Raw genomic sequence first — 23,492 nt, forward strand, 5'->3', positions numbered from 1 at the left:
GTGCTCCAGGAACGCCGCGCCATCCGGGTCGAACTGCTGCTCGTCTTCGCGATCACGCTCGGCATGTCCGGCGCGCGCAGCCTGGTCAGGCTGGTCGACAGCCTGCTCCAACCGGTGCCGCTGAACCAGCAGTCGGTGGCGATCAACGTCCCGCAGGCCAGGTTCGACCTGCTCGACCTGATCGCGCAGCTGCTGAGCGTGGCGCAGCTGGCCGCGTGGGGCGGGCTCGGCCTGTACCTGCTGTGGACCGGCGGCATCGCGCTGAAATCACTGGGCCTGGACCGCACCCGGCCGCTCAAGGACGCCCTGGGCAGCCTCGGCCTGGCCGCGGTGATCGGCATCCCGGGTCTGGGCCTGTACCTGCTGATGTACCACCTGGGCTTCAACCTGGCCGTGCAGCCGTCCACGCTGGACGAGTCGTGGTGGCGCAGCGCGGTGCTGGTCCTGTCCGCCGCCGGCAACGCGTGGGCCGAGGAGACGCTGGTCGTCGGCTACCTGATCACCCGGCTCGGTCAGCAGGGGTGGCGCCCGAACGCGGCGCTGCTCGCGAGCGCCGTGCTGCGCGGCTCGTACCACCTCTACCAGGGCTTCGGCGGTTTCCTCGGCAACGTGGTGATGGGTCTGGTGTTCGGCAAGGTCTGGCAGCGCACCAACCGGCTGTGGGTGCTGATCGCGGCGCACACGCTGCTCGACGTGGTCGCGTTCGTCGGCTACACGGTGTTGCGCGGTCTCGTCTCCTGGCTGCCCTGAACCTCCCGGAAACCCGGCGGGCCGCGCCGCGCGGTGCCTAGGATCGGGTGATGAGCGACCTCACCCTCGCCGACGAACTGGCCCTGCTCGCCTACGACGACGACGGCACGCGGAAGCTCGGCCAGCCCAACTTCGGCTTCGGGCTGGCGGGCGCGGTGCTGGTCGAGCTGACCCTGGCCGGCCGGATCGACGTGGTCGACAAGCACGTGACCGTCACGAACCCGGCCCCGACCGGCAACCCGGTGCTCGACCTGGCGCTGACCAGGATCGGCGACGACAAGCCGCGCCGGCCCAAGGCGTGGGTCGACAAGCTGTCCAAGGGCCTGCCGGACCAGGTGCTGACGGGTCTGGTCGACGCGGGCGTGCTGCGCCGCGAGGAGGACCGGGTGCTGCTGCTGTTCCCGCGCACCCGCTACCCGGCGCCGGACGGCGTGCAGCCGCCGCAGGAGACCGACGCGCGCGAGCGCCTCACCAGGGCGGTGACCGGCGACGACCCGGTGGACGAGCGCACCGCTGCGCTGGCGTCCCTGGTCAGGTCCGTGCAGTACGACCGCAAGGTGTTCAAGGACCTGCCGCGGGCCGAGGTCAAGGCGCGGTTGAAGAAGATCTCCGAGGGCGACTGGGCGTCCGAGGCGACCCGCAAGGCGATCGAGCAGGTGCAGGCCGCGATCATCAGCACGACGATCGCGGCGTCCGCGGCCGCGTCGGGCTAGGCGACCCGCAGGAAGCGCGCGGCCGTCCGCGCCGCCGCCTCCACCACGACCCGCACCACCGCGGCCGAGTCGATCAGCCCGGGGTCGAGGTCGTGCGGCTCGACGGCCGCGTTGTCCGCCAGCCGGTCGGACGGCGCGGCCAGCGCGGTCGCGAACGCGCGCCACCCGGCGACCTCCTCGGGCGTGCCGGTCGCCTCGCCCGCCAGGACCTCGCCGATCGACCGCAGCCCGACGCCACCGCCGCGCAGCACGCCCTCGGCCGCGGCGCCCCGGACCGCGCGCACGGCCCGTTCGACCGCGCCGAAATCGGCCGCCGACGCCCGCAGCACGGCCGCCGAGGCCCGGTCGCCGTCCGCGCGCGGCCCGATCACCGACGTCTCCCACTCGGACGACACGACCTTGGTCGCGCCGCCGAGCGCGCTCGTGCCGGCCGAACCCAGCAGGTCGGCCTCCAGCACCAGTCCGCCGACCGCGACCCGGAGCAGACCCAGCGTCGTGCGGTCCGCGGCGACCAGCAGCGCCGGCCGCGGCAGGCCGAGCACGGCGGTCAGCAGCCCGTGCGACACCTGCTCGCACACCACCAGCCGCGCCGGGCAGTCGCCGAAGATCCTGCCCAGCGTGGCGGGACCCACCTGCTCCGGCACGCGGCCGGACACCAGCAGCACCCGCGCCTGGTCCAGCACGGCCTCGTGCCGGGCGGTGTCGGTGACGAACAGGCTGGACGCGTAGCCGCGATCGAAGCGCACACCGCGCGCGAAGTCGTGCTCCAGCCCGAAACCCTGACCGCGTTCCACCACGACCGGACCGCCGGCGCCGGTCCGCTCCACGACCGACGCCACCACCCGCCCGATCCGCGCCGACCCCGCGACCGACGCCGCGAGCCGCGCCACGTCGCCGGGCAGCAGTTCGACGTGGTCGCGCACCACGAGTTCCGCGGCGCGCTTGGCGGCCGCGTCGACACCGCGCATCAGCCGCACCGGGTTCGCGCCGTCGCGCATCGCGTCGACCAGGCCGGTGATCGCGCCCTGCGCCACGGCCACCGCCGACGCCGCGCCGTCGCCCGCGTCCAGCCGCACCTGCCGCACGAGGTCGCGCACGTAGCCGACGCCGAGCCCGTCGCGCGGGTCGTCGGGCTGGTAGGCCTCGGCGATCGCGGACGCGTCGCCCAGCTCGACGGGCTGTCCGTCCACGGTCACCACGGCCCGCCGCCCGACCGGGCCCAGGGTGCGCCACACGGGTTCGGCGGCAACCCGGAAACCCTTGGCCACCAACAGTTGTGCCGACGTGTAGGAGGCGACCCGGCGCACCCCCGAGGGCACGCCGCCGGCACCGGCGCGGGCGATCCGCAGCGAGCCGGACCCGCGCGCGAAGTACATCGGGGTTTGCCGGTCGGTGCGCCGCGCGACCTCGCGCGAGGTGTACTTGGCCAGCTCGTCCACGTCGATCCACCGGTCGCCGTCGAGGTCGGCGTCACCGCTCGCCAACCCCTGGATCACCACGTCGGTGAACACCGAGGACCGCAGCGCCTCCAACCCGTCGCCGGAGGACTCGTAGGCGTACTCGTAGCCGTTGGTGGCGGTGAGCACGGCGTACCCCTCGCCCCGGTCCTCGATCACCGGCTCGGCGCCGCCCTTGAAGCCGTCGCTGAACGCGCCGCTGAAGCAGCAGTCGAGCACCAGCACGCGCCCGGCGGCCCGGCAGCCCTCCAGCTGGTCGTTGACGAACGCGCGGGACAGCGCGGTGCTGGCCAGCCGGTCCTGCCGGGTGTCGGCGGCGGCGAAGAACAGCCGGCGGGCCGGGTTCATCAGGCCGTGGCAGGAGAAGTAGAGCAGCACGAGGTCGTCGCTCTCGCGGTCGGCGAGCAGGTCCTCGACGGCCCGTTCGACGGTGCTCTTGGGCTCGTCCTTGAGCACCGCGACGGAGGCGAACCCGCCGACGTCGGGGTCCTCCAGCAGCGCGGCGAGCCGGTCGACGTCCTGCTCGGGCGCCCGGAGCCTGCTCAGCCGGGCGTCGGCGTAGTCGCCGGTGGCGACGAGCAACGCGTGCCTGCCCACGGTCAGTCCCCGTGCCGCCGCAGCCAGTCCTCCACGAGCGCTTTCTGCGTCCGCGCGTCGAGCCCCTCCACGGTCAGCTCGTCCTCGCCGACCTTCAGCACCACCTTGCGCGCGCTGCGCCGCTGCACGAACGCGGTCACCACGGCCGCGATCGCGCCGACCGCCGCCTCACCCGCGCCGTTCACGACGAGTTCCGCGAGGGCCGCGCCGGCACCGCTCTTGGCGCCGGCGGGCAACGCCTCGGGCGCGGGCGCCGCGTCCACCCGCGCCTGGTCGCGCAGTTCGCCGAGCAGCATCCCGGTGGCCGACGCCGCACTGCCCGGCGCGTCGACCGTCACCCTGATGTCCACCTGATGTCCTCCCCTGTCCCCACGATCATGCCGCCCGACGGTGACATCGGAACGAGGTGGACCGGTGTGACGCCGCAACGATCGACCTGCTGTACCTGTTCAGAACGCAACGAATCGACGCCTTGAGACGCGTTTGCCATCTACTTCGGTTATCCAGACCACCTTGGAGCTGCGACTTGCGCATTCTCCGGGTTACCCTCGACGCCGTGACCGCGCACATCGCAGCTCCCGGGACCATCGACGGCACGCCCGAACCGGCGCCGAGGGTCGACAGCGAGGTGGGTCCGCTGCGCACCGTGCTGCTGCACCGGCCCGGCGCCGAGCTGAAGCGGCTGACGCCGCGCAACAACGACCAGCTGCTCTTCGACGGCGTGCCGTGGGTGGACCGCGCCCAGGAGGAGCACGACGCGTTCGCCGAGGTGCTGCGCGGCCGCGGCGTCGAGGTGCTGCTGCTGTCGGACCTGCTGGTCAGCGCCCTGCACGACGACCGGGCGCGGATCGCGGGCATCCACAGCGCGGTGGACGAGCGCAGGCTCGGCATCGACCTGGCGGACGCGCTGCGCTCGCACCTGTCCGGCGCCTCGCCCGAGCAGCTGGCGACCACGCTGACCACGGGCATGACGTTCGAGGAGCTGCCCGCCGCCGAGGGCGCGTCCCTGGTGCGCAAGATGCACCACCCGATCGACTTCGCGGTGAACCCGCTGCCGAACCTGCTGTTCACCCGCGACTCGTCGGTGTGGGTGGGCGACCGGGTCGCGATCACCTCGCTCGCGCTGCCCGCCCGCGACCGGGAGACCGCGCTGACCGACCTGATCTACGCCTACCACCCCCGGTTCCGCCGCACGGGCCGCGCGTACGGCGCGCACTCGGCCCCGCTGGAGGGCGGCGACGTGCTGCTGCTCGCGCCGGGCGTGCTGGCGATCGGGGTCGGCGAGCGGACCACGCCGGCGGGCGCGGAGTCGTTCGCCCGGTCGGCGCTGGCGGACGGCCTGGCGCACACCGTGCTGGCGGTGCCGATCACCCAGGAGCGGGCGACCATGCACCTGGACACGGTGTGCACGATGGTCGACCGGGACGCCGTGGTGATGTACCCGGCGGTGCGGGACAGCCTGGACGCGTTCCCGGTGCGCTCGGACGGCGCGGGCGGCGTCGTGGTGGCGGACCGCCGGCCGTTCCTCGCGGCGGCGGCCGAGGTGATGGGCATCGACCGGCTGCGGGTGATCGACACCGGGTTGGACCCGGTGACCGCCGAGCGCGAGCAGTGGGACGACGGCAACAACACGCTGGCCGTCGGACCGGGCCTCGTGGTGGCCTACGAGCGCAACGTGGAGACCAACGCCCGGCTGGAGGACGCGGGCGTCGAGGTGCTCCGGATCAGCGGCTCGGAACTGGGCTCCGGCCGCGGCGGACCGCGCTGCATGTCGTGCCCGATCGACCGCGCCGCGCTGGTGTGAGAAAAGGGTCACAGAGGATCGCCTAAATTAGGGAACCCTTTCCGAACCTGTTCATTAGCCTTGCCTTCGGTGCGCCGGAATCATTTTCCGGTTAACCTGGGCGCATGGCCACAGTCAGGAAACTCTCGGAAACCCGCGACTCCAAGTTCCACGAACTGCTCCGCGAACAGGTGCGGCACGAGTTCACCGCCGCGCAGCAGTACGTGGCCATCGCGGTGTGGTTCGACGGCAACGACCTGCCCCGACTCGCGGCGCACTTCTACAAGCAGGCGCTCGAAGAGCGCAACCACGCGATGATGATCGTGCAGTACCTGATGGACAACGGGCTCAAGGTCGCCATTCCCGGGGTGGACGCGGTGCGCAACGACTTCACCGAGGCGCGGCAGCCGGTGGAATTGGCGCTGCAACAGGAGAAGACGGTCACCGAGCAGATCGTGACGCTCGCGAAGACCGCCCGCGACGAAGGCGACTACATCGGCGAGCAGTTCCTCCAGTGGTTCCTCAAGGAACAGGTGGAGGAGGTCGCGTCGATGAGCACGCTGCTCACCGTGGTGGACCGCGCGGCGGGCAACCTCTTCCACGTGGAGGCGTTCCTCAACCGCGAGACGGTCGGCGACGCGGCCGACGGCAGCGCCCCGCGCGCGGCCGGCGGCACGGTCTAGGCGCCACCGGTGGCCTCCCGGGCCGGGTCCCTCGCGGACCCGGCCCGGCTTCGCGACTACAGCACGGGCAATGGGTGGAACGTGCCGGCGCCGTCCGGCGCGAACTCGTGCACGGCCACCACGGCGTCGGTCGGGATCGGCCCGTAGACGTGCGGGAACCACGGGCCGTCCTCGGTCTCGCCCGGTTCCCACAGCACCGGCAGCCCGTCCGGGTCCACCTGGAGCAGCACGAGGTCCGCGCGGCCGTGGAACAGCCGGTTGGCGGGCAGGTGCACGGTGCCGGGGTCCGAGCAGTGCACGAAGCCGTCCGGGTCGAGCGGGATGGCACCTGCCTCCCGGTCACGACTCCAGTCGTCGCGCGGGCTGATCCTCAGGATCACTCGTCCTCCAAGTTGTCCACAGGTTCCTGTGGACAAAGGTGGGGATACCTGTGGACAAGTATCACCTGAGGGTGATCTGGCGCCCCCGCAGCCCGTCCCGGGCCCGCCGTTCGGCCTCGGTGAGCGGCTCGTCGTCCAGGCTGGTCAGCGCGTCCTGCAAACGCTTGCCCAGCGCCTCGGCCGGACCGGCCCACTCGCTGGAGTGCAGCTCGCGGTCGAGGTCCCACACCGGCACCAGCAGGCCGTGCGCGCGGAACGAGCCCGCGTAGCGCGAACCCTCGCCCAGGTCGTGCTCGGAGCGCACCGCGAGCCGGGCCAGCGCGGCCAGCAGCCGCTCCTCGGGCTCCGGCCGCACCCAGCGCAGGTGCGCCTTGTCGCCCGCGTCGACCCAGTACGCCGCGAACACGCCCGGCGCGTCCAGGCGCTCGGTCGGCAGGATCGCCGCGTTCGCCCGTTCGAGGGACAGCTGGACCTCGCCGCTCGGCTCGGTGCCCGGCGGCATCCACCACGCGAAGTCGGTGTGCAGCTCGGGGCTCAACCCGGCCTCGGTGTCGAGGAGGTCCTGCAAGCGGCCGGGGTTCGTGCCGTCGTCCACGCCCACGATCGGCAGCGCGTCGCCCGTCTCGGCGGTCAGCGCCCACTGCACGGCGCGCGCCAGGTCGCGGGAGAGATCACCCGACCGGGTCTGCACCTGGAGGCCGACGAACGCCGTGCCGTCGCCCCGTACCAGCGCCGCGGCGGCCATCGGCAGCACGGTCGCGAGCACGACCTCGCGCGCGCCGTCCTTGATCGGCAGCGGCACGGTCGCCGCCGGCACGAACTCGCGCAGCGCGATCAGCTCCGCCTCGGCCGCGAGGCCCTCGAAGGGCCGCGACACGATCACGTCCGCCGCGCCGCCGGCGCCGCCGTGGCACGCCTTGTAGCGCTTGCCCGAGCCGCACGGGCACGGTTGACGGGGGTTCACGCCGTCCGCGCTCTTGGTCTTCACGGCCGTCCGCTTCGCCACCGCGGCCTCCAAAGGTCAGGGTCCCTGGTCGCGCGTCAAGTTATCCGCAAGCAGCGAGCGGGTGTCCGCCGGGTTGTTCGTGGCGACGAACCGGACGCCCCGCTCCGCGCACAGGGCCACGTCGGCGGGCTCGTCCACGGTCCAGCAGTAGGCGCCGCGACCGCGGTCGGGGTGCCGGCGCAGCAGGTGGACGCCCGGTCCGGCGAAGTCGGCCCAGCCGGGCAGCCGCTCGGGCCACAGCCGGTCGAACAGCAGCACGGTCGGCACCTCGGGCCGCAGCGTCTTGAACCGGCGCACGGCGGTGAGGCTGAACGACATCATCACCACGTCCAGCCGGTGCCGGGCGAGCGCGGCGGACAGCGCCTTCTCGACCCGGTCGCCGTACCGGACGGGGTGCTTGGTCTCCACGAAGACCCGCCGGTCGTGGTCGGCGGCGAGCGAGAGCAGCGTGTCGAGTTCGAGCACGTCGGCGGGCTCGTCGCCGTGCCACCGGCCGAAGTCGTGTTTTTTCAGCTGATCGAGTGTCATCCCGCTGACCACGCCGCGTCCGTCACTGGTGCGGTCGATGGTGCGGTCGTGCACGCAGACGAGGTGCCCGTCCCGGGTCAGCCGGACGTCGCACTCCAGCCCATCTGCGCCTTCGGCGATCGCGCGCTGGTACGCGGCGAGGGTGTGTTCGGGCTCCGCGGTGGACGCGCCGCGGTGGGCGACGACTTCAGGCGACACGAGGAGGAATGCTGCTGGTGGAGACCGAACGGGTCAACCCGACTACTTGATGTCACGACTTGCTGACTATTTGAACGCACAACCACACGCCGATGGACGGGACCGCTCCGCACGACCTACCGTCCGTGACCGTGACCCCGTTCGACCAGCACGACCCGGCCTTCCTCGCCGACCCGTACGCGACGTTCGCGGCGCTGCGGGAGCGGGGCGAGGTGCACGAGCACCCCGGGATGGGCATCGCGCTGGCGGTGTCGCACAGCGCCTGCCAGGCCGTGCTGCGGCACCGCGGGCTCGGCCGGATCTGGACCGACGCGAAGCCGGTCGAGCGGTTCACCGCGTTCAACCTGCTGCACCGCAACTCGCTGCTGGAGAACGAGCCGCCGACGCACACCCGGCTGCGCAGGCTGGTGGCCGCCGCGTTCGGCCGCGGCCACGTCGAGCGGCTGCGGCCGTGGGTCGCGGACCTGGCCGACCGGCTGGTGGACGAGCTGGTCGCCAAGATCGGCTCGGAGGGCTCGGCGGACCTGTTGTCGCACGTCGCGACCCCGCTGCCGGTCGAGGTGATCGCCGAGCTGCTGGGCGTGCCCGCCGCCGACCGCCCGCTGTTGCAGCCGTGGTCGAACGCGATCGTGAAGATGTACGAGTACGGCCTGCCGGCGGAGAAGGAGGCGGCGGCGGAGCGCGCGGCGGCCGAGTTCGTGGCCTACCTGCGCGAGCTGGTGGCCCACCGGCGCGCCTCGCCGGGCGAGGACCTGGTGTCCGACCTGGTCGCGGTGACCGACGCGGACGGCGCGAAGCTCACCGAGGACGAACTGGTCGCCACGGCCGTGCTGCTGCTCATGGCCGGGCACGAGGCGACGGTCAACGTGATCGGCAACGGCGTGCGCGCGCTCATGGCGCACCGGGACCAGTGGCGCCTGCTGGTGTCGGCGCCGGACCTGCTGCCGTCGGCGGTCGAGGAGTCGATCCGCTACGACTCGCCGCTCCAGCTCTTCGAACGGACCGCCACCGAACGGGTGGAGATCGCCGGTCACACGGTGCCACCGGGTACGAAAATCGCGGCCCTGCTGGGCGCGGCGGCCCGCGATCCGGCGGTGTTCGCCGACCCGGACGTGCTGGACATCACCCGCTCGCCGAACCCGCACCTCGGCTTCGGCATGGGCATCCACTACTGCCTGGGCGCGCCGCTGGCCCGGATCGAGGTCGAGGCCGCGCTGTCCGCGCTGACCCGCAGGCTCCCCGACGCCGTGCTGGCCGCGGAACCCGAACGCCGCCAGGAGTTCGTGATGCGCGGCTGGCGCGAACTACACCTGGGCCGCGGCTAGCGACCGCATCCGCTCCCGCACCGCCGCGCTGTGCGCCCACCGCAGCGGCGGGTTCCGCCGACCGCCCGGAACGGCGTAGTGCCGGACGGGCAGGATCGCGAGCACCGCGGCGCGCGGGTCGTCGTCGTCCATCACGTCGGCCACCTCGGCGAGCAGCCCGCGGTCCGGAGCCGGCAGCGGGTGGTCCAGCCGGTCGAGCAGGGCCAGGGCGCCCTCGGCTGTCGCCGTGTCCCGCAACGAGTCCAGCAGCGGGTAGTCGGACTCGAACCGCGCGCGGTAGGCCAACCGCACCCGGTCCCGGCGCGCGCCGACGACGTCGGCGACCACCCGGCCGGCCTCGAACAGCGGCGCCAGCACACCCGCACAGCACACCACGAGGCCCGCGATCAGCAGGCCCGCGCCGGCGGACGCCAGAAAGGCGAACACCAGTGCCGACAGGCCGCAGACCAGGAGGACGACCCACGCCTGGGGACTGCGCAGCGATCGGGCGATCCCGGCGCGCACCCGAGGACCTCGACGGGCGAAGAACGGCGCGCACCCGGCCACCACGGCGCCCGTCGACACCGCAGACAGCAGTGCCCACACCCAGTGGCCCGACAGGCAGGTGGTGAGCGGCAGCAGCACCCCGGAGCAGGCGAACACCGCGCCGGTGATCCGCAGCACCCGGCGCTGAGCGCGGTCGCCGGTCACGCCCGGGCCGTAGTAGACCGACAGCGTGCGCCACTCGGCTCGCAGCCGGTCGCGCGGCGCGGCGGCGTAACGCAGCAACCGGAACCCGTTCAGCGCGGTGACGCCGAGGGCCACGGCAGCCACCCGACCCCAGATCGCCACGTCGCCGCGCGAGTCGTCGGCGAGGACCTGCGCGAGCACCGCGCCCGCCACACCGAGCCGGCACAGCCACTCGCCACGTTCCACTCCCATGACTGCGCCATCGCGGCCGGACGCGGCCCGTTAGCGGTGGTACCGCCTCGGCAGCCGGAATCCCCGCTCCTGGAGGATCGTGCGCAGCCGGTCGGGGTAGTCGGTGATGAGGCCGTCCACGCCGTCGTCGATCAGCTTCCCGATGGTCGCCGGGTCGTCGACGGTCCACGGGATCACCTTCATCCCGTTGCGGTGCGCGTCCTCGACCATCGCCTTCGTGGTGAACGGGACGTACCCGGGGTCGGTGACCTTGCCGTCCTGCGGGTTGCCGTGCACGGGCGAGATGGCGACCGCGCCGAACGTCCGCGCCGCGCGGGCCGGGCTGCCGCCGAAGTCGGCCGGGTCCAGGCCGCCGGTCCACGGCGAGCCGGGCCGGAAGAACTCGGGTTGGGTCAGCGCGACCAGCCGGAACCTCGGGTCGGTCCGCCGCCAGAGCTGGAGCGTGCCCCAGTCGAAGGACTGGATGGTCACGTTGGCGAGGAAGCCGGACCGGAGCACCTCGCGCCGGGTGACGGCCACGAACTGCTCGCGCGGCGCGGTCTCCTCGGGCGCGGCGGCCTCCACCTTGGTCTCGACGTTGAACCGCACGTCCCACGCCCGGTAGGAGCGCGCGAGCCCGAACACCTCGGCCAGGGTCGGCATCCGCGCACCCGGCGACAAAGCCTGGTCGGGGAACCTGTCCCACCGCCGCGAACCGCAGTCCAGCGTCCTGACCTGGGCGAACGTCAGGTCCTTGACGTAGCGCCCGGCGTAGGGGAACAGCGGGTCGCCGGGTGTCGCGGGCGCGGTGTCGAGGCACTTGGCCGGGTTGGTCCTGCGGTCGTGGGTGACGACCTCGCGCCCGTCGCGGGTGATCTGCACGTCGAGTTCGAGCGTCGTGACGCCGACCTCCAGCGCCCGGCCGAACGCGGCCAGGGTGCTCTCGACGGTCAACCCGATGCCGCCCCGGTGGGCCTGGAGGTCGAACTCCCGCCGCGGGCGCGCGTCCGCGACCGCCGGGACCGCCATCGCGAGGACGAGGGCAAGCACGAGTGCGCGCATGCCCTCCACCGTGGCAGAGTCGTTGCGCGCCAAGGAGAACACCGCAGGAACAACGGGGAACGCCCGGGTGCTAGCGCACGCCTCCGGCCGACCGCACGGTGCGCAGGTCGGGCACCGGCGCGTCCTTCACGCCCACCACCCGCATCCGCCGGATCGCCGCGGCGTCCACCGGCAGCAGCAACGTGGTGATCCGGCGGACCAGCACGGCCGTCGTGATCGCCACCGCGGCGGCCAGCAGGTCGGACGCCACGTGCAGCAGCACGCCGTCGGCCAGCGCCTGCACGCTGTCCCGGAAACCCCACGCCACGGTCGCGGTGAACACCAGGCCGGCCGCCACCCACAGGCCCCACCACCAGCGGATCAGCCGGGACGGGCGCGGGCGGGTGGTCGCGGGTTCACGCAACGCGGCGTGCTCCAACTCGGCCGCGACCGAACCGGGCACGAACAGGTTCACCCCGGGTATCACCAGTCCGAGGAGCACCTCGCCCTCGGACCGCGACGGTGCGTAACCGGCGGCGGACGCGGCGGCGGCCCGGGCCCGGCGCAGCCACAGCAGGGTGAGCAGCAGCGCGAACACGCCCGCCACCGACGTGACGACCGAGGACGACACCACCATCGCGTCGGACACGCCGACCGTGGTCGCGGACAGCGCGCCGTGCCGGCTGAGCAGCAGCAGGACGTAGCGCCACACCTCGCTGCCCGCCGCCCACAGCGCCGTGAGGCCGGTCAGGCCGAGCGCGTGCGAGGCGGTGCGGGCCAGCCGCTGGACGTGCTCGACCGAGTCCGCGGGCCGCGTGTCGGCCGTGGCGACGGACGTGGGCCAGCGCCAGGCGAGCAGCGGGAAGCCCCAGCGCGGCGGTACCGGGTAGGAGGGCGGACCGGCGTAGGGGCGCGGCGGCGCGTCGAACCGACGGCGCGGGTACGCGCCGGGCGGCGGGCTCGCCACCCAGTCCACGCGCATCGGTTGCGGGTGCACGTCAGACGACCTCCGGCTCCGCGCCCTCGACCTCGCCGACGAGCGGACGGCCCGTCGCCTGCCACACCTGCATGCCGCCGTCGACGTTCGTCGCGTCCCAGCCGTTCGCGTTCAGGTACTGCGTGACCCGGGCGGACCGGCCGCCCGAGCGGCACACCACGTACAGCTCGCTGTCGGCGGGCAGTTCGCCGAGCCGACCCGCGAGTTCGCTCATCGGGATGTGCAGCGCGCCCGGCGCGTGGCCGGCGGCCCACTCGTCGGCCTCGCGGACGTCGAGCAGCACCTTGCCGCCGAGTTCGGCCGGCACCTCGTTCACTTCAACGCTGGGAACGGTCACGCGCCAATGCTGCCACGCGGCGGGGTATCCACCGCATAAGGAACCGCTCACCCGGCCGGGTGAGCGGTTCCCCACAGGGTCTTCGGGTGGGACTAGTGCGCGACGGCCTTCTCCGCGCCGGTGCCGGTGAGCGCCCGGACCTCCATCTCGGCGTACTTCTCGGGGTTGCTCTCCTTGGAGAGCACGGTGCCGAGGTAGCCGAGCAGGAACGCCAGCGGGATGGACACGATGCCCGGGTTGGACAGCGGGAACAGGTCGAACTTCGCCGACGGGAACATCGAGGTCGGCAGGCCGGACACGGCGGGCGACAGCACGATCAGCACGATCGTGATCGCCAGGCCGCCGTAGATGCTCCACAGCGCGCCCTGCGTGTTGAACCGCTTCCAGAACAGCGAGTAGAGGATGGTCGGCAGGTTCGCCGACGCCGCCACCGCGAACGCGAGCGCCACCAGGAAGGCGACGTTCTGGCCGTTGGCCGCGATGCCGCCGACGATCGACACGACGCCGATGACGACTGCGGTCCGCCGGGCGACCTTCACCTCGGCGTCCTTGTCCTCCACCGCGCCCTTCTTGATGATGTTCGCGTAGATGTCGTGCGCGAACGACGCGGACGCGGTGATCGTCAGGCCGGCCACCACGGCGAGGATCGTGGCGAACGCGACCGCCGCGATCAGGCCGAGCAGCAGCGGCCCGCCGAGGGCCTCCGCGAGCAGCGGCGCCGCCGAGTTCGCCTTGCCGGGCGCCGCGTTGATCTTGTCCGGGCCGACGAGCGCGGCCGCGCCGTAGCCCAGGACCAGGGTGAACAGGTAGAAGATGCCGATCAGCCAGATCGCCCAGACCACCGAGCGGCGCGCCTCCTTGGCGGTCGGCACGGTGTAGAAGCGCATCAGGATGTGCGGCAGACCCGCCGTGCCGAGGACCAGGGCGAGGCCCAGCGACAGGAAGTCGAGCTTGGACGTGCCGGTCTTGCCGTACTGGAGGCCGGGCCCGAGCAGCTTCTCGCCGGCCTTGGGCGCGTTGTCGACCGCCGCGCCGAGCAGGCCGGAGATGTTCAGGCCGAACTTGGCGAGCACCCACACGGTCATCACGCCGGCGCCGACGATCAGCAGCGCGGCCTTGATGATCTGCACCCAGGTGGTGCCCTTCATGCCGCCGATCAGCACGTAGGTGATCATCAGCGCGCCGACGACGGCGATCACGATCGCCTGGCCGCCCTTGCCGGTGATGCCCAGCAGCAGCGCGACGAGACCGCCCGCGCCCGCCATCTGGGCCAGCAGGTAGAAGAACGACACGACCATGGTCGACGTGGCGGCGGCGGCGCGAACCGGGCGCTGGCGCATCCGGAAGCTCAGGACGTCGCCCATCGTGTACTTGCCCGTGTTGCGCAGGAGTTCGGCCACGAGCATGAGCGCGACCAGCCACGCGACCAGGAAGCCGATCGAGTACAGGAAGCCGTCGTAGCCGTTGACCGCGATCGCGCCGGCGATGCCCAGGAACGACGCGGCGGACAGGTAGTCGCCCGCGATCGCGATGCCGTTCTGCGGGCCGGTGAAGGCGCGGCCGGCGGCGAGGTAGTCTGCGGCGGTCTTGGTGTTGCGGCTGGCCCGGATGACGACGATCAGCGTCGCGGCGACGAACACCGCGAAGATGCCGATGTTGAGGGCGGCGTTGCTGCTCACTCCTGCCCCCCTTCGAGCTTGGCCCGGATGGCTTCCGCCTTCGGGTCGAGGTTCTTGTTGGCGTGCCGCACGTAGAGGGTCGTGATGGCGAACGTGGACACGAACTGGAGCAGACCCAGGATCAGGCCGACGTTGACGTTGCCGATGACCTTGGTCGACATGAAACCGTGGGCGTAGTCGGCGAGCAGCACGTAGAGCAGGTACCAGACCAGGAACAGCCCGGTCATGGGGAAGACGAAGGACCGCAGCCGCCTGCGCAGCTCCACGAAGTCGGGGCTCGCCTGCACGGCGACCCACTCGTGCCCCGTGCCGGTCGAGTCCTGCGGGGTGTGCTCAGTGGTGCTCACGGTCCCCTCCTCGCGTACTTGTCGACGGTGTCAGCAACATGAACGGCACGTAAGGCCTCCTGGTGCGTCCAGATACGCGGAGGACGGTAGGGAGACGTGAGTCACGCGAGATAGAGGCCGAGCGTGGACTTGCGCTCAACAGTCGAGTGATGCGATGAGCGGTACGAACACCGCGACAATTGGCCACTCGGGTGACGAAACTCACCGATAGCCGGATCGGCGACCTTGTCGTCACCCATTCGAGATCAACCCCCTACTCACCGCCACTGTTTGAGGGGGTCGAAATCGTCCCCTTGTTCAACAATCCCCACCGCGCCGAGCGGGAGCGGACGCCGAGCCGCAACGACCGGAGGGCAGGCCGCCGGTGCAGGCCGCCGGACGCCGACGGCCTGCACCGCGCGGGGTCGGGGCTCGAGTCCGGCGCGGTGCAGAGCGCCTCTTCCGGCACCACGTAGACCGGTCGCCGCGACGAGGTCGGTGCCGCGCCGAACAGGAATCCGCCGGCGATTCCCACCGGGTCGGTGCTGCCGTCGCGGGGTGCTGCGGTCGGGCCGGAAAGGTCCATCGCACTCCCTTTCGGCGCCACGGGAGCCGGGCGGGTCGGCGGCGCGTGGGTGCCGGGTGGGCGACGACGCCGGATCGAGAGGCTCATCGCGTTCCTTTCGGTGCCAAGGAAGTCGGCCGGGGATCCGCGCCGGGCCGGCGCAGCCGTCGGTCGGTCCGGCCGTCGGGCCGCCAGGTCGAGAAGTCCGTTGCACTTCGTTCCGCTGCCACAGGGATCGGCCGGCGATCCGCGCCGGGCCGGCGCTGTCTTCGGGCGGTCCGGCCGTCGGGCCGGAAAGGTCGATCGCACTTCCTTTCGGCGCCAAGGAAGTCGGCCGGGTCGGCGGCGCGTGAGTGCCGGGTGGGCGACGCCGGCGGATCGGGCGGGGTCATCGCGTTCCTTTCGGTGCCGCGGCGGGTGGTCGGGTCATCACGGCCGCGGCCGCGGTCATCGGCAGCAGGGCGGCGGCGGCGAGCCAGGCGGCGGTGGACGGGCCGTGGGCTAGGTAGGCGGTGACCAGGACGGCCACGCCGAGGGTGCCGCCGAACTGCTGGACCGCATTCAGCAGGCCCGCCGCCGACCCCGTCTCCTCCGGCCGCACGGCCGCCAGGGCAATCGTGAAGAACGGCGTGGCGAACAGGCCGAAACCCAAGCCGCACAAGGTGAGTGCGGCCGGCAGCCACCCGCCCAGGGCGAACGCCACCACCCCGCCGCCGAGCAGCACGGCACCCGCCGCCATCACCCGCGAGCCGAACCGCGGCACCAGCCACGCGCCCGCCACCCACGACCCGACACCCATCGCCACCGACCACGGCAGCACGGCCACCCCCGCGTCCAGCACGTCGACCCGCGACCGCAGCTCCAGGTCCAGCACCACCACCGGCAGCACACCCGTCACCACCGCGAAGAGCAGCGTCGACGTCACCAGCGCCGCCGGGAAGGCAGGCCTCGCGAACAGGCTCCGCTCGACCAGCGCGCCCCACCGCCGCTGGTGCCAGGCGAACACCAGCAGCACCAGCACCCCAAGGCCGAACACCCGCGCGTCCCAGGTTTGGATCAGCGGGTGGACCACCAGGCCCGCGCCCACGACCACCAGCAGCGAGCCGACCAGGTCGAGCCGCCGCACCGCGCCGCGGTCCTCGGGCAGCAGCACCGACAGCGCCAGCACCGCCACGCCCAGCGGCACGTTCACCAGGAACACCGCGCGCCACGTCGCCGCGTGGGTCAGCACACCGCCGAGCACCGGCCCGCACACCGCCGCCAGCCCCATCACCGGCCCGATGAAGCCGAGCGCCCGCGACCTCTCCTCCTCCCCGAACGCGGCCCTGATCAGCCCCAACGTCTGCGGGATCACCAGCGCGGACGACGCGCCCTGGAGCACCCGCCACGCCACCAGCGCGCCCGACGACCAGGCGAGTGCGCACAGCACCGAGGCCACCACGAACCCGACGACCCCGACCCGGAACACCCGCCGCCGGCCGTACCGGTCGCCCAGCCGCCCGCCCGTCACCAGCAGCACGGCGAACGCCAACGTGTACGCGGCGGTGTACCACTGCACGTCCGACAGCGGACCACCCAACGACGCCCGTACCACCGGCCCGACGACCTGCACGACCGTCGAGTCGAGCAGGTTCATCGCCTCGGCGGTGAGCAGCGCGGCCAGCGCGACCCACCGGTGTTTCGTCACTGTGATCATGCCGCGAACTGTCGACCGGCACCACGATCCGGACCAGATCTCACCGTAAAGCGGCAGAATTCTTCCAATATACCCGCACCGAGCGCAGAATCACTCCATGCTCGACACCCTCGACCGCGCGCTGATCCACGCCCTCCAGGTAGACGGCCGGGCCCCGTTCGCCCGCGTCGCCGCCGCGCTCGACGTCTCCACCCAGACGATCACCCGCCGCCACCAGCGCCTGACCGCCGAGGCCGGCCTGCGGGTCGTCGGCCTGACCCACCACCACGCCGCGCAGCGCTGGGTCACCCGCATCACCGCCGCGCCGAGCACGGCGCGCGACCTGGCCGAGTCGCTGGCCAGGCGCACCGACACGAGCTGGGTCAAGCTCACCTCCGGCGGCACGGAGATCATCGCCTTCGTGCACGCCACCACGTCGCTGCTGCTGGACGACATCCCGAAGACCACCAGCATCACCGCCGTCTCGGCGCACCTGGTGCTCAACGTCCACCTGGGCGGCCCGACGGCGTGGTCCGGCCGCGTGAACTCCCTGACACCGCAGCAGATCCGCGCGCTCACCCCGGAGCAGTCCGATCCGGACGACGTCCGCGACACCGACGCACCGCTGCTGCACGCGTTGGCGCGCAACGGGAGGACGCCGCTGGGCGAGCTGGCGAGCGCGACCGGCCACTCCCCCGCGACGGTCGCGAAACGACTCCGGGCGCTGCGCTCCTCAGACGCCCTCTACTTCGACGTGGAGATCGACGCGCGGCTGCTCGGCGCGGACACCCAGGCGCTGCTGTGGATCTCCACCGCGCCCAAGGACCAGGAGCGCACCGCGAAAGCCCTGGCGCGGCACGGGGAACTGGCGTTCGTCGCGGCCACCACCGGTCCGACGAACCTGGTCGCGCAGGCGCTGTGCACCGACCCGGCGGACCTGCACCGCTACCTGACGCGCAGCCTCGCCGCCGTCGACGGCATCACGGCCCTGGAGACGAGCCCGGTCCTGCGGACCCTCAAGGCGGCCGGACCGGTCAGCCCTGACCGCGGTGCTTCGCCGACTCGGCCCGCTGCGCGGAGGTCCCGAACCGCTGCACGTCCCGGTCGCGCATGAACCCGAGCGGGTCGGGCGCGTGCAGCCGCAGCAGGATCTGGTTGACGTCCTCGGGCCGCCGCCGCGCGGTCAGCCGGCTGATCATGATCATGGTGAAGAACGCGGCGGGCACCGTCACCAGCGCCGGCTGCGCGAACACCGAGTGCGCCCACCCGCCGGTGTAGGAGCTGATCACGTTCACCACCTGCGCGCCGATCACCAGCCCGCCGCCGACGACCATGCCGGCCACCGCGCCGACCCACGTCAGCCCGCGCCACCAGATGCCCAGCACCAGCAGCGGGCAGAACGTCGACGCGGCCAGCGCGAACGACATCGCCACGGTCAGCGTCGCGTCCGACCGCGGCAGCACGAACGCCAACCCGATGGCCACCGCGCCGGTCAGCACCGTCGCCCACCGGAAGTCGCGCACCTTGCCCGGCAGGATGTCGGTCGACACCACGCCCGCCACGCTCACCACGAGCCCGGACGAGGTGGACAGGAACGCCGCGAACGCGCCGGCCGCGACCACCGCGCCGAGGATCTGCCCGCCCAGGTTCGGCATCATCTTCATCGGCAGCAGCAGCACCGCCGCGTCGGTCTTGCCGTTCACCAGCAGCTGCGGCAGGTACTGCCGCGCGATCACCCCGAGCACGGTCGGGAACAGGTAGAACAACCCGAGCAGGTACAGCACGTGCAGCGCCGTCCGGCGGGCCGCCTTGCCGTCCGGGTTGGTGTAGAAGCGCACCAGCACGTGCGGCAGGCCCATGGTGCCGAGGAACGTCGCGAAGATCAGCGAGTAGGTCTCGAACAACCCGCCCACGCCGCCGGTCTGCGGGGTGAGCCAGTGGTCGTTGGACGTCGGCGAGCCCTCGACCACCGGCACCGGGCTGCCCGGCTCGAACCGCAGCTCGGTGCCCTTGCCGATCGAGTAGACGCCGCGGTCCCAGTAGATCTCGCCGTCGACCCGCCCGCCGTCCACGTCGCCGGTGGCGGACAGCCGCATCGGCACGTCCACCTGCACCTTCACCGGGTCGGCCGCGGTCACCGACACCGGCTCGTGGAACCGCAGCACGCCGGACTCGTCGACCGACTGCGCCCCGTTGCCCGGCCCGGCCAGGAACACGGTGAACAGCACGAACGTCGGCGCGGCCAGCGCGAAGAGCTTGCCCCAGTACTGGAACGCCTGCACCAGCGTGATCGCGCGCATGCCGCCGCCGAGCACGTTGACCACGACGATCACGGTGACCGCCGCGCCGCCGAGCCACGCGGGCAGCCCGGTGATCGTGTTCAGCGTCAGGCCCGCGCTCTGCAACTGCGGCACCAGGTACAGCACGCCGATGCAGATCACGAAGAACGTGCACCAGCGCCGCAACGCCGCCGAACCCAGCCGCGCCTCGGCGAAGTCGGGCAGCGTGTACGCGCCGGACCGGCGCAGCGGCGCGGCGACGAACAGCATCAGCGCCATGTACCCGGCGGTGAAGCCGATCGGGTACCACAGCGCGTCGATGCCGTCCTTGAGCACGAGCCCGGCGACGCCGAGGAACGACGCCGCGGACAGGTACTCGCCGGAGATCGCCGCGGCGTTGCGGGTGGCCGGGATCGCCCGCCTGGCCACCAGGAAGTCGGGTGTCGTGTTGGCCCGACGCGAACCCACGTAGCCGAGCAGGAAGGTCAGCGTCGCGACCAGGGCGACGAGACCCAGGCTCCAGAGGTTCTGCGTCACCGGTCCACCGAGTTGACGAAGTCCTGCTCGTGGGACTCCGCGAGTCTTCGGTACGCGTAGCCCACCGCGTAGCACATCGGGAAGGGGAACAGGCCGAGCACGATCCACGGCAGCCGGACGCCGACCAGCTGCACGTCGTTCAGCACGGGCACGAAGTAGAACACGAGCGGCAGCAGGGCGAGGAACGCCAGCGCGCCGCCGCCGAGCAGGAACGCGGACCGCAGCTGGGTGGTGATCAGGTCGCGGATGAGCTTCTCGCCGACGCTGGTCTGCTCCTCCGGCTCGATGATCGTGCGCAGCACGCGACCCCGACCGCGCGGGTCCGCGAGCACGACGCGCCGGCGACGCGGTTTGCGCGCGCCCGCGTCCGCCGCCGCGGCGTCGCGTTCGCCGGGTTGCGGCTGTTCGGGCTGGCCCGGTGGGCCCGAGTGCCCGGTCATCCCCAACCGCTCTTGGGAGGCCGCACGATCCGTTCCTTCAGCTCACGCGTGTGCCGCCGGCTGACCGGCAGCTCCTTGGCGCCCTCGCCGGAGCCGATCACCACCGCGTACCCGTTCGACGTCATCCGCAGTTCGGTCACCAGCGGCAGCGCGACCAGGTACGACCGGTGGATGCGCACGAAACCGGCGTTCTCCCAGCGTTCCTCGAGCTGGGCCAGCGGGATCCGCACCAGGTGGCTCGCGCCGTCGTTGGTGTGCAGGCGCGCGTAGTCGCCCTGCGCCTCGACGTAGCGGACGGTCGCCCGGGGCACGAGCTTGATGGTGCCGCCCAGCTCGACCGGGATGACCTCCTCGTCCACCGGTTCGGCGGGCGCGGCGGGCTCCGGCGCCAGGGCCGGTGTCGAGGCCACCCGTTCCACGACGCGGTCGATCGCCTTGCCGACGCGCTCCTCGTTGATCGGCTTGGTGACGAAGTCGAGCGCGCCGACCTCGAACGCCACGACGGCCTCCGAGTGCTCCACGCCGGTCACGAAGACCAGCGCGGGCGGCGCGCGGAACGCGCCGAGCACCCGGGCGAGGTCGGTGCCGCTCAACCCGGGCATGTTGATGTCGGCGAACACCGCGTCCACCGGTGGCAGCCCGACCCTGGTGCGGTCCATCACCTCGGCGTCGTAGTCGCCCCTCAGGATGCGCAACGCCTCGGCCGCGTCGAAGGCGGTGAGGACACGCCGAATGTGCGGGCTGCTCTCGAGCAAGTACTTGATCTCGCTCAGACCGGGTGCCTCGTCGTCCACCGCCAGTACGAGGAGGCCGGTGTTGTCCTGGGTAGTCACTGTGCCGCGCATCTTGCCCATGTACCCGTGTGTGTGTCTACGCCGGTTGCCGGACCTCTGCCCGGCCGTGACCTCACAAGCCGAATCGCGACCAGCGCGCCCGCTCCTCCAGGGCCGACAACCCGTCCAGCAGGAAGTCGCCCGATCGTGTGGTCGTACCGGCCAGTCCGAGGCGGCTCAGGAGGTTCTTCCTCGGCTCGGCGAGCACGATCTCCGCGTCCGGGTAGCGCTGCGCCACCACGGAGCGCAGGGTCCCGATCCCGTCCACCAGACCCAGTTCGAGCGCCTTCGCGCCGGTCCAGACCTCGCCGGAGAACAGGTCCGCGTCCGCCGCGAGCCGGTGCCCCCGGCGGTGCCGGACCCACTCGACGAACTGCGCGTGCAACTCGGCGTGCAATCCCCTCAACCACTCCACGTCCTCGGCCTTCTCGGGCTCGAACGGGTCCAGCCTGACCTTGTGCTCGCCGGCGGCGTGCACCCGGCGCTCGATGCCGTGCCGCTCGATCAGCCCGGCGAGCCCGAAACCGGCGCTCACGACTCCGATGGATCCCACCATGGACGTGCCGTGGGCGTAGATCTCGTCACCGGCACAGGCGAGCCAGTAACCACCGGAGGCAGCAACGTCCTCGCAGAACGCGAGGACCGGCACCTTCCGCTTCGCCGCCAACTCCCGGATCCGCTCCGCCACCAGGGCGGACTGGGTCGGCGCGCCGCCGGGCGAGTTGACCAGCAGCGCGACCGCGACCAGCCGGTCGTGGTCGAACGCCCGGGTCAGCGCGCTCTCGACGGTGTGCAGGTTGACGGCGTTGCGCGCCACCGGCGACGGCGAGGGCGTGATCACCCCGTGCAGCCGGACGGCGGCCACGACGGGACCGCGCTCGGCGCGTTCGCCCACGATCCGCGGCAGCCGGGAGGCGATCTTGTCGGTCACGCTCATGGCGTCGACCTTACGTGGCGGGGCTAACATCGGCCGGTGACGTTCAACCCGATCCGGTGGCTGGAGCGGTACGTCGAGTGGTGGGACGAACGCGGTCGGAAGAACGCGGACGGCCCGTCGCCCATGCACATCTACTGGATGTGGATCACCTGGTGCGTCTGCGCGGTCATGGTCGTCACGGTGCTCGCGGTGGCCGCGGCCTGACCCCTCCGCCACCGCTCAACCTGCGCTGATCACCGGCTGCTCGGTGGTGTCGTCCAGCTTCGGCGGCACGATCGGCAGGTTCGTCCGGACGCCCGGGCTGTACTTGGGCACCTTCAGGATGATCTTCATGCCGGCCTCCGGCGCGGTTTCCACGACGAGCGCGTAGTCGTCGCCGAATACTGCCCTCATCCGGTGATTGATGTTCCCCAGACCCACGTGCGCGCCGGTCTGGTGGGCATCCTTGAGGTCGTCGAACAACCGGTCCGGGTCCATGCCCACGCCGTCGTCCTCCACCGAGATCAGCGCCTCGGCCCCGTTGTCCTCGGCGATGATCGTCAGCAGTCCGCCGCCCGGCTTCTTGGCGAGGCCGTGCCGGACCGCGTTCTCCACGAGGGGTTGCAGCACCAGGAAGGGGAGCACGACCGCCAGCACCTCGGGCGCGATCTTGAGCCGGACGTTGAGCCGGGCGCCGTACCGGGCCTGCTCGATCGTCAGGTAGCGGTGGATGTTGGTCAGCTCGTCGGACAGCGTGGTGAAGAAGCCCTCGGTGCGGAAGGAGTAGCGGGTGAACTCGGCGAACTCCTGGAGCAGTTCGCGGGCGTGCGACGGGTCGGTCCGGATCAGGGAGGAGATCGTGTTGAGCGCGTTGTAGACGAAGTGCGGCGAGATCTGCGCCCGCAGCGCCTTGACCTCGGCCTGCGCCAACGCCTGCCGGGACTTCTGGAGCACCTCGAGTTCCAACTGCGTCGAGACGAAGCGCGCCGTCTCCTCGGCCATCCGGATCTGCCGCTTGTTCGCGACGCCGGACACCACGATGAGCGTGCCCGCGACGTCGCCCTCGACGACCAGCGGCACGATCACCGCGCTGTGCAGGGAACACGGCCCGGCCAGCTCGCACTCCAGCCTCCGGTGCTCGACGTGTTCCTTGTGCCCGTCCCGGATGGCGCTCTCGATGAATCCCTGCAAGGCCTCGTAGTGGTCGTTCGCACCGCCGTCCCAGGACAGCAGGGTGCCCTCGTGGTCGGTGATGCCGACCGCGACGCACCGCAGCATTTCCCGCAGGTGTGGCGTCGCCTTGTTCGCCGCGTCCTCGGTCAGGCCTTCCCGCAGGTCGGCGGACGCCTTCGACATGCGGTGCAGCATGTCCATCACGGCGTCTTCGACCGAGGTGCTCACTCGTCGGGCCCGGCAGAGCATCACGAACAGACCGAGCACGGCCATGGTCGCGATGACGCCGAGCACGAACCGCTCGGTCAGGAGGTCACGCACGGAGTCCATGCTGTGCCGTGTGGTGGTGTGTAGGCAAGGGGTCAGGCCTCACG

General features: G+C 72.1%; 24 protein-coding genes. 7 read left to right on the forward strand and 17 right to left on the reverse strand.

From position 1 onward, the window contains the following. The gene (locus AB0G50_RS04355; RefSeq protein WP_360102130.1) at positions 1-750 is read left to right on the forward strand and encodes a type II CAAX endopeptidase family protein; all 750 of its coding nucleotides are present in this window, start codon (positions 1-3) and stop codon (positions 748-750) included. Positions 751-800: 50 nt separating this feature from the next. Next, positions 801-1,463, forward strand: a complete 663-nt coding sequence (locus AB0G50_RS04360; RefSeq protein WP_360102132.1) for a GPP34 family phosphoprotein — start codon at positions 801-803, stop codon at positions 1,461-1,463. On the opposite strand, the gene AB0G50_RS04365 is transcribed toward AB0G50_RS04360, so the two are convergent. Next, a complete protein-coding gene (locus tag AB0G50_RS04365; RefSeq protein WP_360102134.1) occupies positions 1,460-3,517 on the reverse strand; it encodes a caspase family protein in 2,058 nt (685 codons plus the stop codon). The two genes, AB0G50_RS04360 and AB0G50_RS04365, sit on opposite strands and share 4 nt — an antisense overlap. Before the next feature lie 2 nt (positions 3,518-3,519). Beyond that, positions 3,520-3,867: a hypothetical protein gene (locus AB0G50_RS04370; RefSeq protein WP_360102136.1), complete on the reverse strand. Its 348-nt coding sequence runs from the start codon at positions 3,865-3,867 to the stop codon at positions 3,520-3,522. Between the two features lie 206 nt (positions 3,868-4,073). On the opposite strand from AB0G50_RS04370, the gene AB0G50_RS04375 reads away from it, so the two are divergent. Together AB0G50_RS04375 and AB0G50_RS04380 are read left to right on the forward strand one after the other, a co-directional pair. Beyond that, positions 4,074-5,321: an arginine deiminase gene (locus tag AB0G50_RS04375; protein ID WP_360102138.1), complete on the forward strand. Its 1,248-nt coding sequence runs from the start codon at positions 4,074-4,076 to the stop codon at positions 5,319-5,321. Positions 5,322-5,425: 104 nt separating this feature from the next. Further along, positions 5,426-5,983, forward strand: a complete 558-nt coding sequence (locus AB0G50_RS04380; protein ID WP_360102140.1) for a ferritin — start codon at positions 5,426-5,428, stop codon at positions 5,981-5,983. Between the two features lie 56 nt (positions 5,984-6,039). On the opposite strand, the gene AB0G50_RS04385 is transcribed toward AB0G50_RS04380, so the two are convergent. The 3 genes from AB0G50_RS04385 to AB0G50_RS04395 form a co-directional block, all read right to left on the reverse strand. Next, positions 6,040-6,363 carry a DUF952 domain-containing protein gene (locus AB0G50_RS04385; protein ID WP_360102142.1) on the reverse strand — a complete coding sequence of 108 codons (324 nt, stop codon included), beginning with the start codon at positions 6,361-6,363 and terminating at the stop codon, positions 6,040-6,042. 61 nt (positions 6,364-6,424) lie between these two features. Then, a complete protein-coding gene (locus AB0G50_RS04390; protein ID WP_360102144.1) occupies positions 6,425-7,369 on the reverse strand; it encodes a DUF5926 family protein in 945 nt (314 codons plus the stop codon). Positions 7,370-7,384: 15 nt separating this feature from the next. Continuing rightward, the gene (locus AB0G50_RS04395; protein ID WP_360102146.1) at positions 7,385-8,095 is read right to left on the reverse strand and encodes a glycerophosphodiester phosphodiesterase family protein; all 711 of its coding nucleotides are present in this window, start codon (positions 8,093-8,095) and stop codon (positions 7,385-7,387) included. A gap of 92 nt (positions 8,096-8,187) precedes the next feature. On the opposite strand from AB0G50_RS04395, the gene AB0G50_RS04400 reads away from it, so the two are divergent. After that, entirely contained in the window at positions 8,188-9,420 is a 1,233-nt protein-coding gene (locus tag AB0G50_RS04400) for a cytochrome P450 (RefSeq protein WP_360102148.1), read from the forward strand. On the opposite strand, the gene AB0G50_RS04405 is transcribed toward AB0G50_RS04400, so the two are convergent. The 7 genes from AB0G50_RS04405 to AB0G50_RS04435 form a co-directional block, all read right to left on the reverse strand. Continuing rightward, positions 9,400-10,341: a hypothetical protein gene (locus AB0G50_RS04405; RefSeq protein ID WP_360102150.1), complete on the reverse strand. Its 942-nt coding sequence runs from the start codon at positions 10,339-10,341 to the stop codon at positions 9,400-9,402. The two genes, AB0G50_RS04400 and AB0G50_RS04405, sit on opposite strands and share 21 nt — an antisense overlap. 30 nt (positions 10,342-10,371) lie before the next feature. Continuing rightward, positions 10,372-11,382, reverse strand: a complete 1,011-nt coding sequence (locus AB0G50_RS04410; RefSeq protein WP_360102152.1) for a glycerophosphodiester phosphodiesterase family protein — start codon at positions 11,380-11,382, stop codon at positions 10,372-10,374. A 70-nt stretch (positions 11,383-11,452) separates the two neighbouring features. Further along, positions 11,453-12,358, reverse strand: a complete 906-nt coding sequence (locus AB0G50_RS04415; protein ID WP_360102154.1) for a DUF4328 domain-containing protein — start codon at positions 12,356-12,358, stop codon at positions 11,453-11,455. Between the two features lies 1 nt (position 12,359). Next, a complete protein-coding gene (locus AB0G50_RS04420) occupies positions 12,360-12,695 on the reverse strand; it encodes a rhodanese-like domain-containing protein (protein ID WP_360102156.1) in 336 nt (111 codons plus the stop codon). Positions 12,696-12,787: 92 nt separating this feature from the next. After that, the gene (locus AB0G50_RS04425) at positions 12,788-14,374 is read right to left on the reverse strand and encodes a cation acetate symporter (protein ID WP_360102158.1); all 1,587 of its coding nucleotides are present in this window, start codon (positions 14,372-14,374) and stop codon (positions 12,788-12,790) included. Continuing rightward, positions 14,371-14,721, reverse strand: a complete 351-nt coding sequence (locus tag AB0G50_RS04430; RefSeq protein WP_360102160.1) for a DUF485 domain-containing protein — start codon at positions 14,719-14,721, stop codon at positions 14,371-14,373. The genes AB0G50_RS04425 and AB0G50_RS04430 overlap by 4 nt, the downstream gene beginning before the upstream one ends. A 932-nt stretch (positions 14,722-15,653) precedes the next feature. Further along, entirely contained in the window at positions 15,654-16,961 is a 1,308-nt protein-coding gene (locus tag AB0G50_RS04435; RefSeq protein WP_360102162.1) for an MFS transporter, read from the reverse strand. A 97-nt stretch (positions 16,962-17,058) separates the two neighbouring features. On the opposite strand from AB0G50_RS04435, the gene AB0G50_RS04440 reads away from it, so the two are divergent. Further along, entirely contained in the window at positions 17,059-18,054 is a 996-nt protein-coding gene (locus tag AB0G50_RS04440) for an AsnC family transcriptional regulator (RefSeq protein ID WP_360102164.1), read from the forward strand. Here AB0G50_RS04440 and AB0G50_RS04445 read toward each other — a convergent pair. From AB0G50_RS04445 to AB0G50_RS04460, 4 genes are read right to left on the reverse strand one after another with little or no spacing between them, the layout of a single operon-like run. Beyond that, positions 17,975-19,756, reverse strand: a complete 1,782-nt coding sequence (locus tag AB0G50_RS04445) for a cation acetate symporter (RefSeq protein ID WP_360102166.1) — start codon at positions 19,754-19,756, stop codon at positions 17,975-17,977. The genes AB0G50_RS04440 and AB0G50_RS04445 overlap by 80 nt on opposite strands. Then, a complete protein-coding gene (locus AB0G50_RS04450) occupies positions 19,753-20,196 on the reverse strand; it encodes a hypothetical protein (protein ID WP_360102171.1) in 444 nt (147 codons plus the stop codon). Before AB0G50_RS04450 ends, AB0G50_RS04445 begins: the two co-directional genes overlap by 4 nt. Further along, positions 20,193-21,050 (reverse strand): LytTR family DNA-binding domain-containing protein, encoded by an 858-nt coding sequence (locus AB0G50_RS04455; protein ID WP_360102173.1) that lies wholly within the window; start codon positions 21,048-21,050, stop codon positions 20,193-20,195. Before AB0G50_RS04455 ends, AB0G50_RS04450 begins: the two co-directional genes overlap by 4 nt. A 52-nt stretch (positions 21,051-21,102) precedes the next feature. After that, on the reverse strand, positions 21,103-21,966 hold the full coding sequence (locus tag AB0G50_RS04460) for a S49 family peptidase (protein ID WP_360102175.1): 864 nt from the start codon (positions 21,964-21,966) through the stop codon (positions 21,103-21,105). A 36-nt stretch (positions 21,967-22,002) separates the two neighbouring features. Here AB0G50_RS04460 and AB0G50_RS04465 point away from each other — a divergent pair, with 36 nt between their 5' ends. Next, on the forward strand, positions 22,003-22,170 hold the full coding sequence (locus AB0G50_RS04465) for a hypothetical protein (RefSeq protein WP_360102177.1): 168 nt from the start codon (positions 22,003-22,005) through the stop codon (positions 22,168-22,170). A 15-nt stretch (positions 22,171-22,185) separates the two neighbouring features. On the opposite strand, the gene AB0G50_RS04470 is transcribed toward AB0G50_RS04465, so the two are convergent. Beyond that, a complete protein-coding gene (locus tag AB0G50_RS04470; RefSeq protein ID WP_360102179.1) occupies positions 22,186-23,448 on the reverse strand; it encodes a histidine kinase in 1,263 nt (420 codons plus the stop codon). Positions 23,449-23,492: the final 44 nt, after the last annotated feature.

Origin of the sequence: Actinosynnema sp. NPDC020468 (assembly GCF_040642015.1) — a bacterium.
In the GTDB taxonomy this organism is placed as follows: Bacteria; Actinomycetota; Actinomycetes; order Mycobacteriales; family Pseudonocardiaceae; genus Actinosynnema.

Coding starts and splice junctions, on each gene's coding strand:
- AB0G50_RS04360 (WP_360102132.1), top strand. CDS start 801: ATGAGCGACCTCACCCTCGCCGACGAACTGGCCCTGCTCGCCTACGAC.
- AB0G50_RS04380 (WP_360102140.1), top strand. CDS start 5,426: ATGGCCACAGTCAGGAAACTCTCGGAAACCCGCGACTCCAAGTTCCAC.
- AB0G50_RS04400 (WP_360102148.1), top strand. CDS start 8,188: ATGGACGGGACCGCTCCGCACGACCTACCGTCCGTGACCGTGACCCCG.
- AB0G50_RS04405 (WP_360102150.1), bottom strand. CDS start 10,341: ATGGGAGTGGAACGTGGCGAGTGGCTGTGCCGGCTCGGTGTGGCGGGC.
- AB0G50_RS04410 (WP_360102152.1), bottom strand. CDS start 11,382: ATGCGCGCACTCGTGCTTGCCCTCGTCCTCGCGATGGCGGTCCCGGCG.
- AB0G50_RS04435 (WP_360102162.1), bottom strand. CDS start 16,961: ATGATCACAGTGACGAAACACCGGTGGGTCGCGCTGGCCGCGCTGCTC.
- AB0G50_RS04440 (WP_360102164.1), top strand. CDS start 17,059: ATGCTCGACACCCTCGACCGCGCGCTGATCCACGCCCTCCAGGTAGAC.
- AB0G50_RS04450 (WP_360102171.1), bottom strand. CDS start 20,196: ATGACCGGGCACTCGGGCCCACCGGGCCAGCCCGAACAGCCGCAACCC.
- AB0G50_RS04455 (WP_360102173.1), bottom strand. CDS start 21,050: ATGGGCAAGATGCGCGGCACAGTGACTACCCAGGACAACACCGGCCTC.
- AB0G50_RS04460 (WP_360102175.1), bottom strand. CDS start 21,966: ATGAGCGTGACCGACAAGATCGCCTCCCGGCTGCCGCGGATCGTGGGC.
- AB0G50_RS04470 (WP_360102179.1), bottom strand. CDS start 23,448: ATGGACTCCGTGCGTGACCTCCTGACCGAGCGGTTCGTGCTCGGCGTC.